Annotated in this window: 19 protein-coding genes; 7 read left to right on the top strand and 12 right to left on the bottom strand. The window is 59.7% G+C overall.

Annotated features, from left to right (window positions below; all coding sequences use genetic code 11):
• Position 1: 1 nt before the first annotated feature.
• The 3 genes from AC1RMF_RS13535 to AC1RMF_RS13525 are packed head-to-tail and all read right to left on the bottom strand — an operon-like array spanning position 2 to position 2,046.
• Positions 2–640, bottom strand: coding sequence for a PilN domain-containing protein (locus AC1RMF_RS13535; protein ID WP_493142081.1), 639 nt, complete (start codon positions 638–640; stop codon positions 2–4).
• A complete protein-coding gene (locus AC1RMF_RS13530) occupies positions 637–1,716 on the bottom strand; it encodes a pilus assembly protein PilM (RefSeq protein ID WP_342618821.1) in 1,080 nt (359 codons plus the stop codon). The genes AC1RMF_RS13535 and AC1RMF_RS13530 overlap by 4 nt, the downstream gene beginning before the upstream one ends.
• 48 nt (positions 1,717–1,764) lie before the next feature.
• The gene (locus tag AC1RMF_RS13525; protein WP_493142080.1) at positions 1,765–2,046 is read right to left on the bottom strand and encodes a hypothetical protein; all 282 of its coding nucleotides are present in this window, start codon (positions 2,044–2,046) and stop codon (positions 1,765–1,767) included.
• Between AC1RMF_RS13525 and AC1RMF_RS13520 the strand changes: the two genes are divergently transcribed.
• Positions 2,045–4,351, top strand: coding sequence for a penicillin-binding protein 1A (locus tag AC1RMF_RS13520; RefSeq protein WP_493142078.1), 2,307 nt, complete (start codon positions 2,045–2,047; stop codon positions 4,349–4,351). The genes AC1RMF_RS13525 and AC1RMF_RS13520 overlap by 2 nt on opposite strands.
• On the opposite strand, the gene cyaY is transcribed toward AC1RMF_RS13520, so the two are convergent.
• The gene (gene cyaY, locus AC1RMF_RS13515; RefSeq protein ID WP_493142077.1) at positions 4,352–4,681 is read right to left on the bottom strand and encodes an iron donor protein CyaY; all 330 of its coding nucleotides are present in this window, start codon (positions 4,679–4,681) and stop codon (positions 4,352–4,354) included.
• Positions 4,682–4,693: 12 nt separating this feature from the next.
• Between cyaY and lptM the strand changes: the two genes are divergently transcribed.
• A complete protein-coding gene (lptM, locus tag AC1RMF_RS13510) occupies positions 4,694–4,822 on the top strand; it encodes an LPS translocon maturation chaperone LptM (protein WP_493142075.1) in 129 nt (42 codons plus the stop codon).
• Positions 4,823–4,829: 7 nt separating this feature from the next.
• Here lptM and msrQ read toward each other — a convergent pair whose 3' ends face one another.
• From msrQ to AC1RMF_RS13495, 3 genes are all read right to left on the bottom strand, one after another.
• Positions 4,830–5,432, bottom strand: a complete 603-nt coding sequence (gene msrQ / locus AC1RMF_RS13505; protein WP_493142335.1) for a protein-methionine-sulfoxide reductase heme-binding subunit MsrQ — start codon at positions 5,430–5,432, stop codon at positions 4,830–4,832.
• A gap of 17 nt (positions 5,433–5,449) precedes the next feature.
• The gene (msrP, locus tag AC1RMF_RS13500; protein ID WP_493142073.1) at positions 5,450–6,454 is read right to left on the bottom strand and encodes a protein-methionine-sulfoxide reductase catalytic subunit MsrP; all 1,005 of its coding nucleotides are present in this window, start codon (positions 6,452–6,454) and stop codon (positions 5,450–5,452) included.
• A gap of 226 nt (positions 6,455–6,680) precedes the next feature.
• Positions 6,681–7,310: a c-type cytochrome gene (locus AC1RMF_RS13495; protein ID WP_342618826.1), complete on the bottom strand. Its 630-nt coding sequence runs from the start codon at positions 7,308–7,310 to the stop codon at positions 6,681–6,683.
• 155 nt (positions 7,311–7,465) lie between these two features.
• Between AC1RMF_RS13495 and yihA the strand changes: the two genes are divergently transcribed.
• Positions 7,466–8,110 (top strand): ribosome biogenesis GTP-binding protein YihA/YsxC, encoded by a 645-nt coding sequence (gene yihA, locus AC1RMF_RS13490; protein WP_342621201.1) that lies wholly within the window; start codon positions 7,466–7,468, stop codon positions 8,108–8,110.
• On the opposite strand, the gene AC1RMF_RS13485 is transcribed toward yihA, so the two are convergent.
• Positions 8,073–8,924: an LpxL/LpxP family acyltransferase gene (locus AC1RMF_RS13485; RefSeq protein ID WP_493142333.1), complete on the bottom strand. Its 852-nt coding sequence runs from the start codon at positions 8,922–8,924 to the stop codon at positions 8,073–8,075. The two genes, yihA and AC1RMF_RS13485, sit on opposite strands and share 38 nt — an antisense overlap.
• An 8-nt stretch (positions 8,925–8,932) precedes the next feature.
• A complete protein-coding gene (locus AC1RMF_RS13480; protein ID WP_493142071.1) occupies positions 8,933–9,766 on the bottom strand; it encodes a lysophospholipid acyltransferase family protein in 834 nt (277 codons plus the stop codon).
• A 179-nt stretch (positions 9,767–9,945) separates the two neighbouring features.
• Between AC1RMF_RS13480 and metK the strand changes: the two genes are divergently transcribed.
• From metK to AC1RMF_RS13460, 4 genes are read left to right on the top strand one after another with little or no spacing between them, the layout of a single operon-like run.
• Complete coding sequence (gene metK, locus AC1RMF_RS13475; protein WP_342618829.1) at positions 9,946–11,127, top strand: methionine adenosyltransferase; 1,182 nt, start codon at positions 9,946–9,948, stop codon at positions 11,125–11,127.
• Between the two features lie 9 nt (positions 11,128–11,136).
• Entirely contained in the window at positions 11,137–12,372 is a 1,236-nt protein-coding gene (locus tag AC1RMF_RS13470) for a glycosyltransferase family 9 protein (RefSeq protein WP_493142069.1), read from the top strand.
• Positions 12,369–12,863, top strand: coding sequence for a GtrA family protein (locus tag AC1RMF_RS13465; protein WP_342618831.1), 495 nt, complete (start codon positions 12,369–12,371; stop codon positions 12,861–12,863). Before AC1RMF_RS13470 ends, AC1RMF_RS13465 begins: the two co-directional genes overlap by 4 nt.
• Positions 12,864–12,881: 18 nt before the next feature.
• Positions 12,882–14,654, top strand: a complete 1,773-nt coding sequence (locus tag AC1RMF_RS13460) for an ArnT family glycosyltransferase (protein WP_493142067.1) — start codon at positions 12,882–12,884, stop codon at positions 14,652–14,654.
• Here the strand turns inward: AC1RMF_RS13460 and AC1RMF_RS13455 are convergent.
• The 3 genes from AC1RMF_RS13455 to AC1RMF_RS13445 are packed head-to-tail and all read right to left on the bottom strand — an operon-like array spanning position 14,617 to position 20,269.
• On the bottom strand, positions 14,617–15,306 hold the full coding sequence (locus AC1RMF_RS13455; protein ID WP_493142065.1) for a hypothetical protein: 690 nt from the start codon (positions 15,304–15,306) through the stop codon (positions 14,617–14,619). The genes AC1RMF_RS13460 and AC1RMF_RS13455 overlap by 38 nt on opposite strands.
• 8 nt (positions 15,307–15,314) lie before the next feature.
• The gene (locus AC1RMF_RS13450; RefSeq protein WP_493142063.1) at positions 15,315–16,496 is read right to left on the bottom strand and encodes an exo-alpha-sialidase; all 1,182 of its coding nucleotides are present in this window, start codon (positions 16,494–16,496) and stop codon (positions 15,315–15,317) included.
• A gap of 53 nt (positions 16,497–16,549) precedes the next feature.
• Positions 16,550–20,269, bottom strand: a complete 3,720-nt coding sequence (locus tag AC1RMF_RS13445; protein ID WP_493142062.1) for a DUF748 domain-containing protein — start codon at positions 20,267–20,269, stop codon at positions 16,550–16,552.
• Positions 20,270–20,386 lie beyond the last annotated feature (117 nt).

The following is a 20,386-nucleotide window of genomic DNA, read 5'->3' as shown; positions in this document are numbered from 1 at the left end:
GCTATTTCTTCACAGGAGAAGAAGCTGCCGCCGCTGGCGCAGATGCGCCGGCAGCAGGCGCTACCGCCTTTTCTGCTTCGCTCGAACGCATGAGGCGCACCTTGATAACAAAATTGGACACTCGCTTTTGTTCTTTGGTCGGAAGCGTGATACTTCCAGCCACAATTTCAATCAATTCAGGCTTGCTGAACCAAGGCGTATTGCTTCCCAGATTGCGTAACAGTTCCGCTACGCGTTCGTTGGACTGCGCCGTACCGGTCAATGTGACCGACTGGTCCACCTGAACCATTTTGGACACAAAAATTCCGTCAGGAAGTTGTTTTACCAACTCGGTCAACAAGTGAACCGGCAAATTGCGGTCAGACTGCAGATCCTCAACCGCCTGTTGGCGCGCCTTCAACGCAGCGATTTCCCCCTCTAAGCCGGCGATCTCCTTGATCTGCCCTTCCAGTTTGGTAATTTCACTCGCAATGATTTGATTTGAATTTTGCTGCGCAGATATCTCGGACTCGTACCAAAGGAAAATGGCACCTGCAATCAGCCCACCCAACAAGGCTGATCCAGCCAATGAAACATTGAATATGTCGCGCCGCCGTTTACGCGCGGCCTCCCTGTGCGGAAGCAGGTTAATCAGAATCACTGGGTAAACCTCCGCAAGGCCAGGCCACAGGCGGTCAGATAGGACGGCGCCTCACGGGTCATTTTCTTGAGACGCACGCCACTTCCTATTTCCATTCCATCAAATGGATTCAAAAGTGTGCACGGAAAGGATGTGTGCTGGGTCACTGCTGCAGTCAATCCAGGCAATGCCGCAGAGCCACCCGCCAGCATGATGTAGTCCACCTTGTTGTGTGGCGTGCTGGTAAAGAAAAATTGCAATGCCCGCCCCAATTCTTGAACCATCGTCTCAATAAACGGATTCAGTACAGCAGACTCATAGTCCTCGGGTAGCTCGCCACTGCGCTTCTTGGCCTCGGCCTCTTCCGCAGAAAAACCATACTGCCTCACAATTTGTTGCGTGAGCTGCGCGCCACCAAAGGCTTGGTCTCGGTCGTACAGCACGTCTTCATCACGCATAACTTGCATGCTGGTGGTAAGCGACCCCAACTCAAACAATGCCACGATCTGGCCCTTACCTTGATCAGGAAGGTTCTCAATCAGTCGATTGGTTGCCATCCGTGACGCATAGGATTCCACATCAACCACGACGGCAGTCAATCCGGCTGCCTCTGCCAGCCCCTGTACGTCCTGCACCTTTTCGCGCCGAGATGCTGCAATGAGGACCTCTACATCGCCGGCTGAAGTTGAACTGGGCCCCATGACGCAAAAGTCCAGGCTGACCTCATCCAGCGGAAAGGGAATGTACTGGTTGGCTTCCGTTTCAACCTGCAATTCGAGGTCAGAGTCAGACATGCCTCCAGGAAGAATGATCTTCTTGGTAATTACCGCAGAGGGTGGCAATGCCATAGCCACGTTGCGGGTCTTGGTGCCGCTCTTCTTGACCAGTCGCCTGATGGCGTCCGCAACTTCGTCGAACTTTTCGATATTGCCGTCGGCGATCCAGCCTCGCTCCAGAGGCTCAATGGCACATCGTTCCAATACCAGGTTGCCCGCCTTGTCACGACCCAATTCGACCAGTTTCACACCAGACGTGCTTACGTCAAGCCCGATCAAAGGCGCAGGTTGACGACTAAAAAGCGACCCCAATGAGATCAAAACTGTCCCCTGAAACAGACCAGCTACATGCCAGTCCTACTTAAGAATTCACTTCAATGCTATCAGCAAGCCCGTTGTCCGGCAAAGGTTTTTTAATTCTGACCTCCGGTCGAGCGTTGTCAAAAGCAGACGATATATACAGGTATCTCCCAAAAAATGAACATTCATCAGGTGCTTTGCGGCGCCCATGCCAAGATACCGGTCGACCCGCGCCTGAACTTTACATGCATTTTTATAATGTGACGGCGACAACCCACCTTCTTTTATGCCCTCCACCTCCCCACCTTCCGAACCGTCCAAGGCGGCATCCCCTGCGAAAAAGAAAACCATGCATTGGGGGTTGAAGGTGCTGCTGTGGGCATCCGGCTTGGGTCTCGCTGCCGTGCTCAGCGGTTTGATCGTGTTGGCCATTGCGTTGTCAGTCGCTTTTCCCAACCTGCCGGACATTTCTGATCTGTCGGACTATCGTCCCAAACTGCCATTGCGAATCTACTCGGCGGAAGGTGACCTGCTCGGGGAATTTGGAGAAGAACGGCGCAATCTGACCCCCATCAAGGACATCCCCAAGGTCATGTCCAACGCAGTTCTGGCCATTGAAGACGCCCGCTTCTACCAACACGGCGGTGTCGATTACATGGGCGTGATCCGCGCTGGCTTGGCCAACGTCGGACGGGCGAAGAGCCAAGGCGCGTCAACCATCACCATGCAGGTGGCGCGCAATGTCTATCTTTCCTCGGAGAAGACTTTCACCCGCAAGATTTACGAAATTCTGCTCACCTTCAAGCTGGAACACATGCTCAGCAAGGACCAGATTCTGGAAATCTACATGAACCAGATCTTCCTGGGGAACCGTGCCTACGGCTTTGCGGCTGCGTCGGAAACCTACTTTGGCAAGCCACTGAAAGACATAACCATCGCCGAGGCAGCCATGCTGGCCGGACTGCCTAAGGCACCGTCCGCCTACAACCCCATCAGCAATCCACGGCGTGCTCGTTCACGCCAGCTCTACATCATTGACCGGATGCTGGAGAACGGCTTCATTACGCAAGCGGAAGCCGAAGCCGCCAAAGCGCAGGAAATCAAGGTCAAAAGCGGGGCCGACAGCAACAAGATCCACGCCGAGTACATCGCCGAAATGGTGCGCCAGCTCATGTACAACCAGTATGGCGATGAGACCTACACCCGCGGCCTCAACGTTCAAACGACCATCCATTCCGACGAGCAGGACGCCGCCTACAAGGCGCTACGCAAAGGCATCATGGACTTTGAGCGTCGCCAGATCTATCGTGGCCCGGAAAAGTTCATCACCCTTCCCACAACGCAGCAGGACATCGAAGACGCCGTAGATGACGCGCTGGACGAACATCCCGACAACGGCGACGTCATGTCGGCCGTAGTCATTGAAGCGGACCCCAAACACATCAAAGCCATGCGCACGGCAGGTGAAACCCTGGAAATCACGGGGGATGGCCTCAAACCCGCGCAGTCCGGCCTTTCCGACAAGGCGCCGCCCAATATCAAGTTGCGCCCCGGCGCTGTGATCCGCGTGGCGAAAACTGCCAAAGGCGGCTGGGAAATCACCCAACTACCCGAAGTGGAAGGTGCGTTTGTAGCCGTAGACCCCCGGGACGGCTCTATCCGTGCGCTTGTAGGCGGCTTTGACTTTGCCAAGAACAAGTTCAACCACGTAACCCAGGCTTGGCGTCAGCCAGGCTCCAGCTTCAAACCGTTCATTTACTCCGCGGCGCTGGAAAAGGGTTTCACGCCTTCCACGGTCATCAACGATGCACCGTTGTTTTTCGATGCAGGAACAACCGGCGGCCAACCCTGGGAGCCCAAGAACTACGATGGGACCTTTGAAGGGCCCATGACGCTACGCCGTGCACTGGCAAAGTCCAAGAACATGGTCTCCATCCAGATTCTGCAGTCCATTGGCACCCAATACGCGCAAGAGTGGATCACCAACTTCGGTTTTGATGCGGACAAGCATCCGCCCTACCTGACCATGGCGCTGGGCGCGGGCTCGGTCACCCCCATGCAGATGGCTGGGGCCTATTCAGTCTTTGCCAACGGTGGCTACCGGGTCAACCCCTGGCTGGTAACCAAAATCAGTGAGCAGCGCGGCAAGGTTCTGGTGAACACCCCCCCGGTGGTTCTGGATGAGTCACAGCGCACCATAGAAGCGCGCAATGCGTTCCTGATGACCAGTCTCCTGCAGGAAGTCACCCGTTCCGGTACCGCAGCACGCGCGCAGGCCACCTTGAAACGACCCGATATCTACGGAAAGACCGGCACCACCAACGACTCCATGGACGCTTGGTTTGCCGGCTACCAGGCCACCATCACGGCCGTAACCTGGATTGGCTACGACACACCACGCAAGTTGGGCGACCGGGAAACCGGCGGCGGCTTGAGCCTGCCCGTGTGGATCTCTTTCATGGAGACCGCCCTCAAAGGTGTGCCCGTGATGGAGCCGACTGCGCCCGAAGGCATCACACGGGTGGGCGGCGAGTGGTACTTTGAAGAATTCGCCAAAGGCAATGGCGTGTCCGGCCTCAATGCAGGAGAGAAGTCAGAGCCTGCTCAGGTCCCTACCGATGAAAAGAAGAAGATCATTGATCTGTTCAAGAACTGATCAGGCGGTGAATTCCAGCTTCTGGCCAGACTGGACACTGGCCTGACGCGACAACTGTGCGAAGAACTCGCCTTGCCCCTTGGTGTCCTGCCATTGGTCATCCAGCCACCGGTAGTGGTAGCCACCCGCCTTTGCCGCCATCCATATTTCATGCAATGGCTTTTGCAAATTGATGACAATCTGGCTCCTGTTGGCAAAGGTCATCGTCACCATGCCACCCACGCGCTGGTTGTCGATATCTGCATCGCCTTCGTCGTTCATGCGATCACAACATTCCTCCACGGCTTTGAGCAGGGCTTCGGCTTGATCCAGGAATTCGAGGTCAGTCATTACAATTTGGCGATGTTGAAAGCAAAGCAAATTCTAGCCACCCTGATAGTCCTTGGTGTGTGCATGTTGAATCTGGCGGGTTGCGGGCAGACCGGCCCTTTGTATTTGCCCACACCACCAGCGGCCTCGACGGCCAAATAAACAGCGGCTACGACCGCTGCAAGCGGCGCAACAAACGCCAGCCGAGCAACACCGACAGTACCGCCGCATATACCGCCACTTCGGCAAAGTTGTTTTTGCCCGCACGCATCCAGAAGAAATGCAGTATGGCCAATCCGGCCACGCAATAGGCCGCACGATGCAGCACTTGCCAACGCCTGGCCCCAATGGCCTTGATGGCGCGATTGAAGGAAGTCAATGCCAATGGCGTGAGCAACACAAATGCGCTGAAACCCACCAATATGAAGGGACGCTTGGCTATGTCCTTGGCGATATCGAGCAGCTCAAAGCCCATATCGAACCAGGCGTAGGCCAGCAGATGCAACAACGCGTAGAAATACACAAACAGCCCCGCCATGCGTCGCATGCGGGCCAAGCCCGTCACGCCTGAAACGGTACGTAACGGCGTGACAGCCAGCACAACGCACAGGGCACGCAAGGTCCAGTCTCCTGTTGCCCGCACCAAGGCCTCAGCAGGATTTGCTCCCAATTGGTCTGCAACGGCGCCCCAAACCAGCCACGCAACAGGCAGGACGGACACCACAAACCAGACAGGCTTGGCCACAGCGCTGGAAAGCCAGCGGTTCAGCATGACACGCATGAACAGACTCAGTAGTACTTTTTCAGGTCCATGCCGGCATACAGCTGACCCACTTGTGCCTCATAACCATTGAACATCAACGTCTTGCGCTTCTTGGCAAACAGTCCGTCTTCTCCGATACGGCGCTCCGTGGCTTGGCTCCAGCGCGGATGATCCACAGTCGGATTGACGTTGGAGTAGAAGCCGTATTCATTGGCCGCTGCCTTGTTCCAGGCAGTACCGGGCTGCTTTTCAACAAAACGGATCTTCACGATGCTCTTGCCGCTCTTGAAGCCGTATTTCCAGGGCACCACCGCACGTACCGGCGCACCGCTCTGGTTGGGCAGCACTTCGCCGTACATACCGAAGGTGAGAAGCGTTAGCGGATGCATGGCCTCGTCCAGACGCAGTCCTTCCGCATAGGGCCAATCCAGAATCCGTGAGCCCACAAACGGCATGGTTTTGGGGTCGGCCAGACTGATGAATTCCACGTATTTGGCACTCCCCAATGGCTCCACCTTGCGAATCAACTCCGCCAGAGAATAGCCAATCCACGGGATGACCATGGACCATCCCTCCACGCAACGTAGACGATAGATGCGCTCCTCCAGCGGGCTGAGCTTGAGCAAGTCTTCCAGCGCAAACTTGCCCGGTTTCTTGATAAGGCCTTCCACTTCCACCGTCCAGGGCGCGGTCTTGAGCGTGTGTGCATTGGCAGCGGGGTCGGATTTGTCCGTGCCGAATTCGTAAAAGTTGTTGTACCCGCTGGCGTCCTTGTAGGGCGTAACCTTTTCCATGGTCAGAGCCCCTTCTACCTTGGATGCCTGGGTATTCAGTGCAGCCAATTTGCCCGGTCGACTGCCCCAGGCCGAATCCGCAAACGCTTCACGCGCGGTCCACGACGCCAGCCCCGCGCCTGCAGCCCACGCGGCAGCACCCTTGAGCAGTTCGCGTCTACGTGCATAGATTGCCTGGGGCGTGATTTCACTCGCTACGAGGTGATTGAAACCATTGTCTTGAGATTTGATGAGCATGGAGAAAAGTCCTTGTTTCGCGTTGGTCTGACAATGGCGTCGCTTCTTACAGCTTTCCCCAATTTCATGGGCCCTAGGCAAACCGGTGCGCCAAGCTAACACAAGCGGAAAAAGTCATCCTCCGCCCAGGTTATTTCACAAAAGAAAAGGCGGACTCCTTTCGGAGCCCGCCTTTTCAGACAATCTATGCAGGTCAGCGCTCATAGGCGCATAACCTGCAGCAGGATTAACGCAGTCCGGCGATGTAGTCGCTTACGGCCTTGATTTCGCGGTCATTCATCTTCGCTGCAACGCCCGACATCTGGGCGCTGTTCTTGCGAACACCATCACGGAACGCAGTCAGCTGAGCCACGGCGTAGTCCGCATGCTGGCCGGCCAGACGTGGGAACTGTGCAGGAATACCGGCGCCATTGGGGCTGTGGCAGCCAGCACAAGCAGGAACCTGGCGATCGGCAATACCACCGCGGTAGATGCGCTCGCCCAACGTGACCAAGTCCTTTTCCTTGGAGAAGCCAGGCTTGGACGCCTTGGTTGTCACCCAGTAGGCAATGTTCTTCATGTCTTCTTCGGACAGAGCCGATGCCATGCCCTTCATGACGGCGTTGGCACGCTTGTCGGACTTGAATTCGGTCAATTGCTTGACGATGTATTCAGGATGCTGTTGCGCCAGCTTTGGATATGTGGGTGTGCCGGAATTGCCATCAGCACCGTGGCAGGCGGCGCAAACGGCGCCGAAGCTCGCTTCACCCTTAGCCAAGTCCGGCTTGAATTTGGCAGGTGCAGCCTCAGTGGCCACAGCTGAGAAAGAGGATGCGGCAACAAAGCCAGCGATGAGCAAATGGGCAATCAACTTCATAGTGGGGTGGTTTCTGAGAAGCAAAACTGCTCGCATTCTACAATGCGGCTTCGGGTTTACCTTATCGATCAATGACCACCCCTCCAAACCCAAGCCGCTCCGCTGGCACCGCCCCCCCTCAAACACCTCTAGAAAAGTCTGCGGCTGCGGTAGCCATGGGCTGGTTGCATACCGCCAAATTCCTGACGACAGCGCCCCAATTGCACTTCCTGCCCGCGCTGGATGTGCCGGAAATCGCATTTGTGGGTCGATCCAACGCAGGCAAGTCCACCTGCATCAATACCTTGACGCAGCAGAAGCAATTGGCCTTTGCTTCGAAAAAGCCGGGGCGCACCCAGCACATCAACCTGTTCTCGCTAGGCAAGCAGGGTGTGATGGATGCGGTGCTGACCGATCTCCCCGGCTATGGCTATGCAGCCGTGCCCAAGCAGGACAAGATCCGTTGGCAGCAGGTCATGGCCAACTATCTGGTTTCGCGCAAGAATCTGATGGGTATCGTGCTGATGTGCGACCCCCGCCATGGCATGACCGAGCTGGACGAAGTGCTGCTGGAAGTCATCCGTCCGCGCGTGGAAGAGGGACTGAAGTTCCTGATCGTCCTGACCAAGGCCGACAAACTGACCCGCACCGAGGCTGCCAAAGTGCTCTCCATTACCAAGCTGCAAGCGGGCGGAGGAGAAGTCAAGCTGTTCTCAGCCACCAAGCGCCAGGGCATAGAAGACGTGGCACAACTGCTATGGCAATGGGCCCACCCCAAGGCGCCTAGTACGGAGGCAGCTCCCCCGCCGGCCGATCCTTGAACCGCTTGTGTACCCAGTAATACTGGGCGGGCATGGTGTCTATATAGGCTTGCAACCGCTGATTCATCAGCGCGGTGTCGGCCGTTGCGTCCGCCGTTGGGAAACCGACCCACGCCGGCAATATCTCGATGTCATAGCCTTGCGGTGTCATTCGGGCCAACACCGGAACCACCTTGGCCCGGCTTAGCCTGGCAAAGCGCGACAAGGATGGAACGGTTGCCGCCGGCACGCCATAAAAAGGCACAAACACCGAGTCCTCTGGCCCGAAATTCATGTCCGGCAGCAAATAGAGCGGGTCACCTGCCTTGAGCGCCGCCACGATGGGTTTGACGCCATCGATGCGACCAAACAGACGCGCGTTCCCAAAGCGTTTGCGCCCTTGCAATATCCAGGTATCCGCTACTGTATTGGCCTGATTGGTATAGATGGTGGTGAAGTGACGAGGCAATTGCCGCGTAATGGCTGTCCAGCCAGCATCCAGTCCGACAAAGTGCGGAGCAAAAATAACCGTGGGCATTTCGCCTAGCAGTTCTTCGGTGTGGCCGATGATGCGCAGGCGCTTGTCCAGCCGAGACTCCTCACCGTGCCAGAGCCAGCCCCTGTCCAACCATGCCTGGGCGAAATACACGAAGGTGCTGCGGCTGCACGCACGAACCTGCGCCTCGCTCCAGTCTGGAAAGCACAGACGCAGATTGGTCTGCACCACACGTCTGCGTGAGCCCACGGTCCAATACAACAACCACCCCAACCCCGCCCCCAAAGCGCGCACCCAGGACAGCGGTAGCACCGCAATCCATTGCAGCAGCGTCAGCATCCATCGCGTCACGACTCGGTGCTCCGGGGCGTCTTGTACCGTGCATAACCCCACAGGTACTGCGATGGGAGTTGGCAAATCAGGCGCTCCATGGACTGGTTGATTTGCCCTGCCGCGATCTGCATGTCACTGGAGAGGACCTCTGCCATCGGGGAGACGTGCACCACAAAACCGCGGCCCCAAGACAGTCTCTCGCACCAGGCGACCAGCACGGTTGCTCCGGTTTGCAGGGCCAAACGTGCCGAAAGCGTCATGGTGTATGCGTTCTTGCCAAAAAATGGTGCCCATACGCCCATGCCTTCGGGAGGAACCTGGTCTGGCAACAACCCTATGCAGTGCCCGGATTTCAAGGCCTTGATGAGTTGCTTCACGCCAGCCAGCGTGGTGGGGGCAGTGAGCAAACCGGGGCGCTGGCGCGCCGCGCCCACCACGGCCTGCAGCCAGGCCTTGCGCGGGGGCCGGAACAGCACGGTCATGGGTTTGCCGTGAATACCAAAGGCTGCGGCGTAAGCCTGGGCAGACACCTCAAAACAACCTAAGTGCGGCGTCAGAAAAACGATACCGCGCTGCAGCTCCAACGCGGCTTTTACATGCTCTTTACCATCCCAGAAGATGGGTACATCGGAGCCCATCCAGAGCCGTGGCAGTTCGGCGACCATCTTCCCGGACTCGCCTACCGCCTTTCGCCATTGAGCCCCCGGAACCCTTGCCAGCGCAGCGTTTTCCAGGAAACGGCGACGGTAAGTTGACGATGCCAGAAACGCGACCCAGCCCATGGCCCAGCCCAGGCCGTGCAGCAGCCACAAGGGCCCATGCGATAAGAGTCTGAATACTGAAGTCATTGCTGAGATAAAATGGCGCGTGTCGCTGAGTTACAGAACTACTTGCAGGGCGACATGCACTGTGGCTTTTCTTTCGGGATCGCCATTGTGCCCTGCCAATTTGGCCAATCTGCTAAAGCGTTCGCTGCAAGCCCAAAAGCCCAAGCAACGCAACTTGTTGAACTTTTGGAGAACTTTTTATGGCGAACGACTTCCTCTTCACTTCCGAATCCGTATCCGAAGGCCACCCCGACAAGGTTGCCGACCAGATTTCCGACGCGATTCTCGACGCAATCTTCAAGCAGGACCCGCGCAGCCGTGTGGCCGCCGAGACGCTGACCAACACCGGTCTGGTCGTGCTGGCAGGTGAAATCACCACCAACGCGCACGTCGACTACATCCAGGTCGCGCGCGACACCATCAAGCGCATCGGCTACGACAACACCGAGTACGGTATCGACTACAAGGGTTGCGCCGTGCTCGTCGCCTACGACAAGCAGTCCAACGACATCGCCCAGGGTGTGGACCATGCGTCCGACGACCATCTCAACATCGGCGCCGGCGACCAGGGCCTGATGTTCGGCTACGCCTGCAACGAAACGCCCGAGCTGATGCCTGCGCCCATCCACTACGCCCACCGCCTGATGGAGCGCCAGGCCCAGTTGCGCAAGGATGGCCGCCTGCCTTTCCTGCGTCCCGATGCCAAGAGCCAGGTGACCATGCGCTATGTGGATGGCAAGCCGCACAGCATCGACACCGTGGTGCTGTCCACCCAGCACAGCCCGGACCAGTCCGAAACCTCCACCAAGATGAAGGCCAGCTTCACCGAAGCCATCATCGAGGAAATCATCAAGCCGGTTCTGCCCAAGGAATGGCTGAAGGACACCAAGTACCTGATCAACCCCACCGGCCGTTTCGTCATCGGCGGCCCGCAAGGTGACTGTGGCTTGACTGGCCGCAAGATCATCGTCGACACCTATGGCGGCGCCTGCCCGCACGGCGGTGGCGCGTTCTCCGGCAAGGACCCATCCAAGGTGGACCGTTCTGCTGCCTACGCTGCACGCTATGTCGCCAAGAACGTGGTGGCAGCCGGACTGGCGCGCCAGTGCCAGGTTCAGGTGGCCTACGCCATCGGCGTGGCCCGCCCCATGAACGTGACGGTCTACACCGAAGGCACGGGCGTGATCCCCGACGAGCAAATCGCCAAGCTGGTCAACGAACACTTCGACCTGCGTCCCAAGGGCATCATCCAGATGCTGGACCTGCTGCGCCCCATCTACGAAAAGACGGCTGCCTACGGCCACTTTGGTCGCGAAGAGCCCGAATTCACCTGGGAACGTACCGACAAGGCTGCCGCACTGCGCGCCGCCGCCGGCCTGTAAGCAGACAGCATGAAACTGCAGACACAACGCTTCATTGACCGCTGGGTTGGCCAGCTGCTGTGCGGGCTTGTGTCTGCCTGGGTGCGTTTTACCGGACTTTTCTCCGGTCCGGTAAAACCGGTCCATAACCCAAAAAACATTCTGGTGATCCTGCTCTCCGAGATGGGGAGCATCGTGCTGGCTGGCCCCATGTTTGCGCAGATCCGCCGTCAGTACCCGGGCGTGAACGTCCACATCTTGCAACTCAAGAAGAATCAGGAAGTCTCCAAGCTGCTGCAACTGACCAAACCGCAGTACCTGCACAGTCTGGACGACAGCTCCGGTGCTTCCCTGATCAGCGACATCCTGTCCGTCAGCAGCAAGATGCGTAGCCTCGGTCTGGATGCGGTCATCGACTGTGAGTTGTTTTCGCGCGTGAGCGCCCTGCTGTCTTTCACCACCGGAGCGCCGGTGCGGGTCGGCTTTACGCCGCATACCCAGGAAGGTCTGTACCGCGGCAGTTTCATCAACCACGCCATTCCCTACAACCCCTACCAGCACATCAGCAAGCAATTTCTGTCGCTGGTGGACGCGCTGGAGTCTGCCGGTAGCGTTCCGCGCAACAAGGCTGCGACGATACGCGCCCTGCCCCCCGAAACCGAGCTGAGCGTCGATTTTTCCGCCGCGGAGTTGCAGACCTACCAGGCACAAGTGCACCGCGACCACCCGGTCACAACGCAACGTCCTCTGGTGCTGATGTATGCCGGAGGCGGCATCCTGCCCGAACGCGCCTGGCCGGCCTCGCATTACGCGCGCGTCGCCCAGGGTCTGTGTGCCAAGGGCTATGCCGTGGGCCTGATCGGACTGAAGGACGATGCCCAATTGGCCAAGGACCTGATGGCGCAAGTGCGCAGCGACGCCTGCCTGGACCTCACCGGCTACACCCGCAGCATCCGCGAGTTGCTGATGCTGTTCCACTCTGCCCGTTTGCTCATCACCAATGATGGCGGTCCTGGCCACTTCGCCACCCTCACCCCGATCCAGACCATGGTGTTTTTCGGGCCGGAGACCGGTAAGCTGTACGGCCCGTTGGGCAACCGCAATCTGGTACTGGAGAGTGGCATCGCCTGCTCCCCCTGCCTTACCGCCTACAACCATCGCCTGACCTTCTGCGATGGTGACAACCAGTGCCTCAAACGCATAGCGCCCGATCCGGTACTGGACCAGGCTTTGCAATTTCTACAGGGCACCGCCCTTTCTTCATGAGCGATGCATCTCCCTTGCGGCGGGGCGCACTCGCTCTGCTGCGCTGGCTGGAAAAATTCCGCTACATCAAATTCGGCATCGTCGGTGCCAGTGGCACGGTGGTCAATCTGCTGGTGCTGCATTTCGGCCACGAGTACCTCTTCACGGCCATGGAGCCGCCCGGCAGCAAACCCTATGCCTCGCTGGCCTTTGCCATTGCGGTTGCGACGCTCAACAACTTCACCTGGAACCGGCTGTGGACATGGTCTGATCGCGTCAAGGCTGCAGAACTGGCCCACCTGGAAGACACCGAACAGTTGCACGTCAACCAGTTGACCCGGGAATTCGGCAAATACGCAGCCGCCTCCGCTTTTGGCAGTGCACTGCAATACGTGCTGACCCTGGTGCTGACCGGCTACATGGATTACCGCCTGGCCAACGTCATTGCCATCGTGGTGGCCAGTGTGAGCAACTTCCTGGCCAATGACTATTGGACGTTCAAACGTCGCTGAAGCACACTGAAGGCAATCATGCCCAATCTGCGCACCCTGCTCCACCCCGCCGTGCTGTGGGCCGCTTTGTTGCTGCTGGTAGTGGCCACCTATCTTTTCGGACTCGGCGGCCCGTTTGCGCCCACCAACGGCGACGAAATGGTGTACATCCACATTGCGCGCATGACGGCCGAAAGCGGCCACTGGTTGCCACTGCAAAGTGAGTTGCTGGGCACGCGCAATACCAAGCCGCCGCTACTGATCTGGCAAGGCATCGCAGCCAGCGGCTGGGGCCAGCACTGGAATCTGGTGGCTCTGCGGCTACCCAGCATCTTCTACACGTTTGCCACCACAGCTTTACTGGGCTTCTTCACCTGGCGCATGAGTGGCAAGCGTCGCACCGCCTGCCTGGCTGCCGTGTTGTACCTGTTGTACTTCTCTACCTTCCGCTATGGCCGCGTCTATTTGACGTCCGCGCCGGAGACCTTCTGGCTAGCGCTGCCGATGTGGTGGCTGATGTGGTTGCAGGCAAAGCAGCGCAGTCCCGGAGCCAAAGGCCCAGATGTACCGGCCGCCTTGGGTTGGATTGCTTACTCATTGATAGGGGTGGCTTTCGGGCTGGGCGCAGCCTACAAATCCTTTGCCCTGTTGGCACCGGCCAGTGCGGCGCTGTGGTGCGCAACACTCTGGGGTACGCCATGGCAATGGCGCAACGTCGTGCGCGCTACGGCTGGCGTGTGCTGGAGCGCCTTGCTGGGCCTGGGCATTTTCTGCCTATGGTTCGTGCTGGACCCGGATCCATCCGCGGTGTGGAACGAATTTGTTCTGGCAGAGAACGTCGGCAAGATGTCCAACCAGATGGGCTACTGGCAGGCCGCCATCAATGGCCCCTATCCCATGTGGCAACAACTTCTGGCCTACCCTGTGAATGCCGGACTGCTGGCACTCACAGGTCTGGGCTTTTGCTGGCTCATCTTCAAGTGCCTGGTACGACCCGGCCGGCTTGCACCACTGACGGCTTCACAACGGGTACTGGTCGTGTGGCTCGTCGTATGGCTGATCGTGTTCACCATTCCCAGCCAGCGTTCCGAACGTTACGTCATCCCCGCCATGCCTGCATTGGCCATTGCCATGGCCCTGCTGTGGCAGCACATCGGGCGCATCTGGTCGATTGCCACCTTGCTGCTGATTGCGCCTGCGCTGGTCATGCTGGCGCGCATCGCATGGGTGATTGACGACATGGGCGCAGGCTCTGAATGGCTCAGTGACTCCACCTTGGCCGTGGCGGGACTGGGCCTGCTGGCGGTATTTCTGGGTCTGTTCAACGCGCGCTGGACACGCAATGCCAGTCTGGTGGCCTGTGCCACAACCTATGCCTGCTTCAACCTGATGGTGGCTCCACTGTCCCATCCGGATGCCGACTACCCCAGCGCGGTGGTGGCCTCATTGCAAGACAAGCGCGTGGCCGTGCCCAACGGGTTTACTGGCCAGTACGAGAACTACCACTTTGTACTGGGCCGCGCCCGCACCATCCCCTACGATGCGGAAGGGCGCAACACCGGCGAGTTGTACCCGGACATGCCCGCACCACAGCGGCTGGAGCGCCTGCTCAACGAGTTTGATGCCGTGGTCTGGCTGCAGGACGACGATGACCAGGAAGAGCCCACTTGCCTGCCGCACTGCACCTTGGTGGCACAACGCTGGCATGTCCTGAGTCGCCACAAGCCGGGCGACATCACCTGGGACAACATCTGGTACCCGCAGGAGTGGCTGTTCAGCCGCGAGTGGCTGCTGGTGAAGTCGGGCGCTTGAGCCCTTTGTAACGCCTGTAGAGGGCGCGGATCAGCAGACCGTGCAGGAACAGCCACAGCAACGGGTCCAGCAATGCATCCCACAGATTGCCGGTCGGCAGCCGCGTGGCGGCATACAGCAGCAAGGCCGCAGGCGTCAGCCACCGGGTCAACCCCGCTTGCGCGCGCGACGCGCCTGAAAACACCCACGGCAGCAGTGCCATCAGCAGCAGAACCAGCAACAGCAAGGGGCTGAAACCCCAGGCATAGACCTGCCATGGAAGCACCGCAAACGTGTCCAGCAACAGCGCATACCCCAGTGCCAACGGCACCAGCAGCAGCAAGCCAGGGCCCGCAGCTGGCGTGCTCGATTGGTGCGAAGGCGGGAACAGACTGCGCCACAGCCACCAGCCGCACAACAACATGGCGGACAGGCTGGGTGCATGAAACGCCAGCCCCAACCAATAGTCTGGCGTGAGAGGTCCAGGCAACAGCGTCCAAACCACCAGAACGGCGGCAACCACTCGACGGGTTCGCAGCGATAGGCGACAGGTCAACCCGACGCCCAAGGCGGCAAGTACCAGAGCCCAGCCAAGCGCCAGACCAGCGTGCATGGCCCAGGCCACCGGCAGGGACGGAGCGCTGGTGGACAGCAGCGGGGACAGCCAGGACATTGCGGCACTCATGGCGTTCCCTGCCCCGCAGCGGCAAAGCGCTGCCACGCAATGCTGCGACGGTGATCGGTATAGCTCAGCCACAGGGATCCGTCGGCCCAGGCCACGGCTGGGTAGGAATACTCATCCCCTTCAGTGCCGCGCGCCAATGAGGCTTGAGATAACCATTGCATGCCATCGGCAGAGCTGCTCAAGTCCAGCACTTGCCGTGAATGGGCCGAGCTGTTGTGGGTCAACACCATCTGCCCGGGTGCCAACGCCAATCCGGCAATGGCTGCGTCCGGGTTCACCAAGGACAGGTCCGGTAGGTCACGCCAAGTCTGCCCCGCATCCAGGGTCTGTACCGCCGTGACGTGGCCGTCGGGGCGGTGATCTCGCATCAGGGCCACCCAGGCCGTTTCGGACTGGGGTAGCAGCGTGGGCTGCAACAGATACGGCCTTTGCGACATGCGCACCATGCCCAGAAACTCACCATCGCGATCAAAGCGCAAGGCCACCGGGTACTTGATGCCGATTTCAAAATGGGCGGGCAGCAGCATGCCGCCATCTTTCAGAGGTAGCGGGTTGTTGCGCACCAGAAAACTGGTGTTCCACAACCAAGACAAGGGCAAAACGCGCACCGGCTCAAACTCCATTGCAGCCAGCTGGTTGTCCGCACTACGCTGCACCAGATGCAGGATGCGCCCGGCGGCCCAGCCGCCCCAACCAGTGGCCACCACAAACAGGTGCATGCGGCCTGACGCGTCCAACCAGGCCACCGGATTGCCCAGTCGGCGCAGGCCAAAGCCGAGCTGCTCGCCCATGACATGGCGATCCACCACGTAACGGGCCGCAAGCCATTGCTGAGTGTCCCGGTCGAATTGGGAAGCGGCTATCTGCACATTGGGCGCACTCTCGCGGTCGCCGGCAAACCAGAAGGCCGTCAACACGGCCTTGCTGCCCGCAGGCATGGCCAGCAGATTGCTGGCATGGGCCGCCAGAGCGCCCTCGGGCATGGGAATTTTTCCGGACGCTACCGGCTTGAGCGCATGCACGTCTACAGCCTGTTTGTCCGATGCAGTCGCGAACACGGCCTGCGCTGCGCCCGGTTCAGCGGGCCGCCGCCAAGTGTCCAGCCCCCAGGCAAGGCCCAGGACCAGCAAGGCCAGCACGCACCGGGCGGCCAGCGGAAGTGGGGCGCGGGAGGTCATGCTTGCGTCTGGCCCAGACGGAGTTCTGCAAGGTGTGGCGGCAAGTGCATGGCTTAGTGATGCTCGATGTTCAGCTCTGCTCGTGGCTGCCAGTCGGCCTCGGTTGGCGAGGTCTTGGCAGCGCCCATGAACAGACGGTCAGACGGCAATTGTCGGGCAACCAGATAGTCCCGCACCGCGATGCTGCGGTTCAGGGCCAGTTCACGTACCGTATCGTCGTTGACCACAAAACTGCCCAGCAGCAAAGCCTCCATCTCCGACTGCGGCAGATCCTTGGCAAAGCCCACCAGATTGCGCGGCTTCTTGATGTCCGAGCGGCGGTACACCTCCTTGAGCAGGGCTGGGTATTCCTCGGGCGTGACGGCAGTCACGGCGGTCACATCCTTGCTCGCGCTGGCAGCAACACGCCGCTTCTCGGCCAATAGCAGACCAGACAAGCGCTCGCGCTGGATCGCTTCTGCCTCACGCTCCAGACTGGCAGTGCCCACCACGGTCAGACGCAAGCTGGGCTTGTCTGCCAGTGCCTTGGCTACCTTGTCGAGGTTGGCCTGCGCGGCGGTGCTGATGTGTGTGGTGCCAGCGTCAAACGCAACGGTGCTGAGCTCGTCCGCGCCACCATCGCCACTGAAGATTCCACTGATGAGATTGAACGGTGACGTAATGGCCTTGGCAATGATGTTGCCCACGATCTTCCAGACGATGGGCCAGACGCGGAACTGCGGGTCGTTGAGCGAGCCGCTCAACGGCACGTTCAGGTCGATCACTCCATTGCGGTCCGCCAGCAGCGCCACCGCCAGCTTGACCGGCAGGCGGTTGGTCGCGCCTTCGACTTCATCACCAAAAACCAACTGGTTCAGGATGATGTTATTGCTGGCCTGCAATTGCCCATCCGGTGCCACGCTGTACTTCACGTCCACGCTGAGCTTGCCGCGCTCGATGCCGTAGCCTGCGTACTTGATGGCGTAGGAAGAAAGTGGCGAGAGCTCCAGGTCGCGCACTTTGCCGGTGATGTCCAGCGCCAACGGCTTGGCCAGTGGATTGACCTTGCCCGTGATCTCCAGGCTGGCGGTTCCTTCTGCACGCCCCCGCAGTTCCAGGTCCGCCATCTGCACACCGCCCTGCGGTGTCTGTGAACTGAAGTGGCTCAGACTGCCACCCAGCTCGGTCAGGCTGGCAGAGTAATTGGGCTTGATGAAACGGTCGGAGAACGCAACCCGGCCATTGACAAGTTTGATGGTGCCGATGTCAATGACCGGGTCCATTGGAGAAGCCCTGGGAGCGGATGCGACAGCTGCTGGCGACGACGCAGCGGCGCTTGCCTGGGGTGCCGCACCTTGCGCGGGTACCGGAGGGCCTACATCTTCGGGACGAACAATGTCCTGCAGCACCAGACGCCCTTCCGGGCTGATGATCAATCGCGCATAGAAGTCAGACAGGGAGACCTCACGCACTTTCAGTCGCAGCGGCACACCGGGCGCCATAGTGAATTCAATGCCGGGAACGGACAAGGCCTTCCAGTTCAGCAGCTCTTCAGACGTCGCAGATAGGGGCTGCGCCTTGGCCGTGCTGGCTCCGCTCTGGGCAGCGCTGGCTGCGGCGGGCGCCACGGTGGGATACAGGCTGTTGAGCACAAGCTCTTCCACCGCCGCATCGCCACTCACCTGCACCTGCGGCCCAGCGGGCAGACTGGCATAGCGCACCTGGCCCTTGAAACTGGTATCGGCCCGCAGCAGATCCAGCCGCAACTGGCTCATCACATAAGGCGCCACCGCCTGCAATGGCAATTGCGAGGCTTGCAGCGCACCCTGTGCTACCAGTGGATCCCACATCACGCTACCGTCAAAGCGCAGAGTGCCCGGCTCGGTGCGTGCGGAGCGAACCTTGGCCGACAGCGTCAGCGGCACTGGCTTCTTGCCGTCGGGCGAGAGATTTTTGGCGTGCGACTGCAAGGCGGACAGCTCCAGGAAAACCGTTTTTTGCGGTACCTTGTCCACATAAGTTAGCGTGCCGTCGTCCAGCGCGAAGTCATTGAGCCGCAGCATCCAGGCCGGTCCGGCCTTGGTGGCAACCGTCTTCTGGGTTGGCGGTGTCTTGGGGGTGACCGGTGGCTTGAGCCAGTGGCTGAACATCCATTGCCCGTCATCGTCGCGCTGCACACGCAGCTTGGGGCTGCTCAGAGCCAGGCTACCCAAGGTCACACTGTGCTTGCCCAGATCCGCCGCCACCTGGGTCAGCTGCAACAGTTTGAAGGACGGCAGGTCCTTGGCACGCATGTCGGTGTTGCCTGCAGGCGGCAGCAGTGCAAAGTCATGGGCGGCCAGGCGGGGTGCGGAAAACTGCACCTCACCGCCCTTCCAGTTCGCCAGCAATTCGCCTTCCAGCATGCCTTGCACCTGAGGCACCAGGTAGGGATTCAGGTAAGGTGCCGCCAGCGTGAGCGCCAAGTCGGACACACGGGCCTTGACACTGCCGGTTGCGTCCGTGGCTTCGCCCTGCAGTGCAATCCCGGCAGGCTTGCCCTTCTTGGCATCCGGCGCCTGCAATTGCGCCGATGCGTCAAACTTTGCCGGGGCCTCAAAAGGCCAGTGCACATCGCGCACCGTGATGTGCGTGTCGGTGAGTGCCAGCTTGGCCACCGGCACCGTGCTTTCGTCCGTGAAGCGCACCTGCCCGCCCTTCAACTCCAGCGTGTCCAGTGCCACCTTCCACGGATTGGCGGTGCTGGTGGCAGCCTTATCCGGTGCGGCCTTGGCAGCGGGCTTGCTGTCGCCAACGCCAGGCAATACCAGCTCCCCGGCATGGTTGCGCGCGAGCACGACATGGGGGCCTTCAATATCCAGCGACTCCAGCACCAGCGACTGCTCCAGCGGACGCAAGTCCTTGAGCTTGGCCCGCACAGCATCGATGGCCAGCAGTTCGCCTCCCGCCTTGTCCGCCACGCGCAGCTTGGAGACTGCCATGTCTCCCGACAGCGTCACCTTGGTGGTGGGGGACTGCTCGAAGGCCAGCTTGAGGTTGCTGTCCAGCACCGCGCCCTGGACGCGCACCGGCAGACTGGCAGGCAGATAGGGCAGATACGGCGCCACGTCCAGATGCGCCACATGCAGCTCCACGTCCCCCTTGCGCGTCTGGGCAAAGGGAGTGGCCTGCGCAGCTGTGTCAAACGTGCTGCCATTGAGTTCAAACGCCAGGCGGGGTTGCACAGTCACGTTGCGCTGCGAATCGAAGTTGCTCACAAACGGCAGCGCCAGTTGCAGCTTGCGCAGATGGTGCTCCTGCTGGGCGCCCGCCACATGGTCGGTGAAATCCACAGAACCGTCGGTCAGCTCGATGTTGTGCAGTGCAAAGCGGGCTGGCGCCGAAGCAGGCGCGGCCGGGTCGGGCTTGAAGCGTTCCAGCAGGTCATCCACGTCATAGTGGCCGTCACCCAGATGGGTCAGGTGCAGCTCGGGTTGGCTGATGCGGATGGCATCCATCACGGGCGCCAGACGGAACAGGGATTGGATTTCCGCATCCACGTACACACCCGCCACGGCGAACTGGGTGCTCTTGCCGTCAGCGCTGGCGATTTTGATGTCCGAGACCGTGAACTCCAGTGTCCAAGGCTTGAAATCCACGGCGCCAATCGTGAGCGTGCGCCCCAGCGCCTGTGAACCTCGGGACTCAGCCAAATGCTTGACCAGCGGCGGCAAGGCCAGCCACGCCAGCAACCACACAGCGATCCATACGCCTATAACCCACAGAAAACGTTGCAACCACTTATTTTTTAGCATGCTGACTGACTCCATAGCGCATTATTGCTGAGGCGTTCGCATCGAATGGCTTGACGCAATGCAAAGTTGAAACAACAAGTTCAACGCATCGAAGCATCTGCCCCTTGCTGCGAACCA

The organism is Rhodoferax sp. GW822-FHT04A08 (assembly GCF_058801025.1).
Note: the sequence above shows the minus strand (reverse complement) of the source record. Positions and strands in the feature narration are given on the sequence as shown.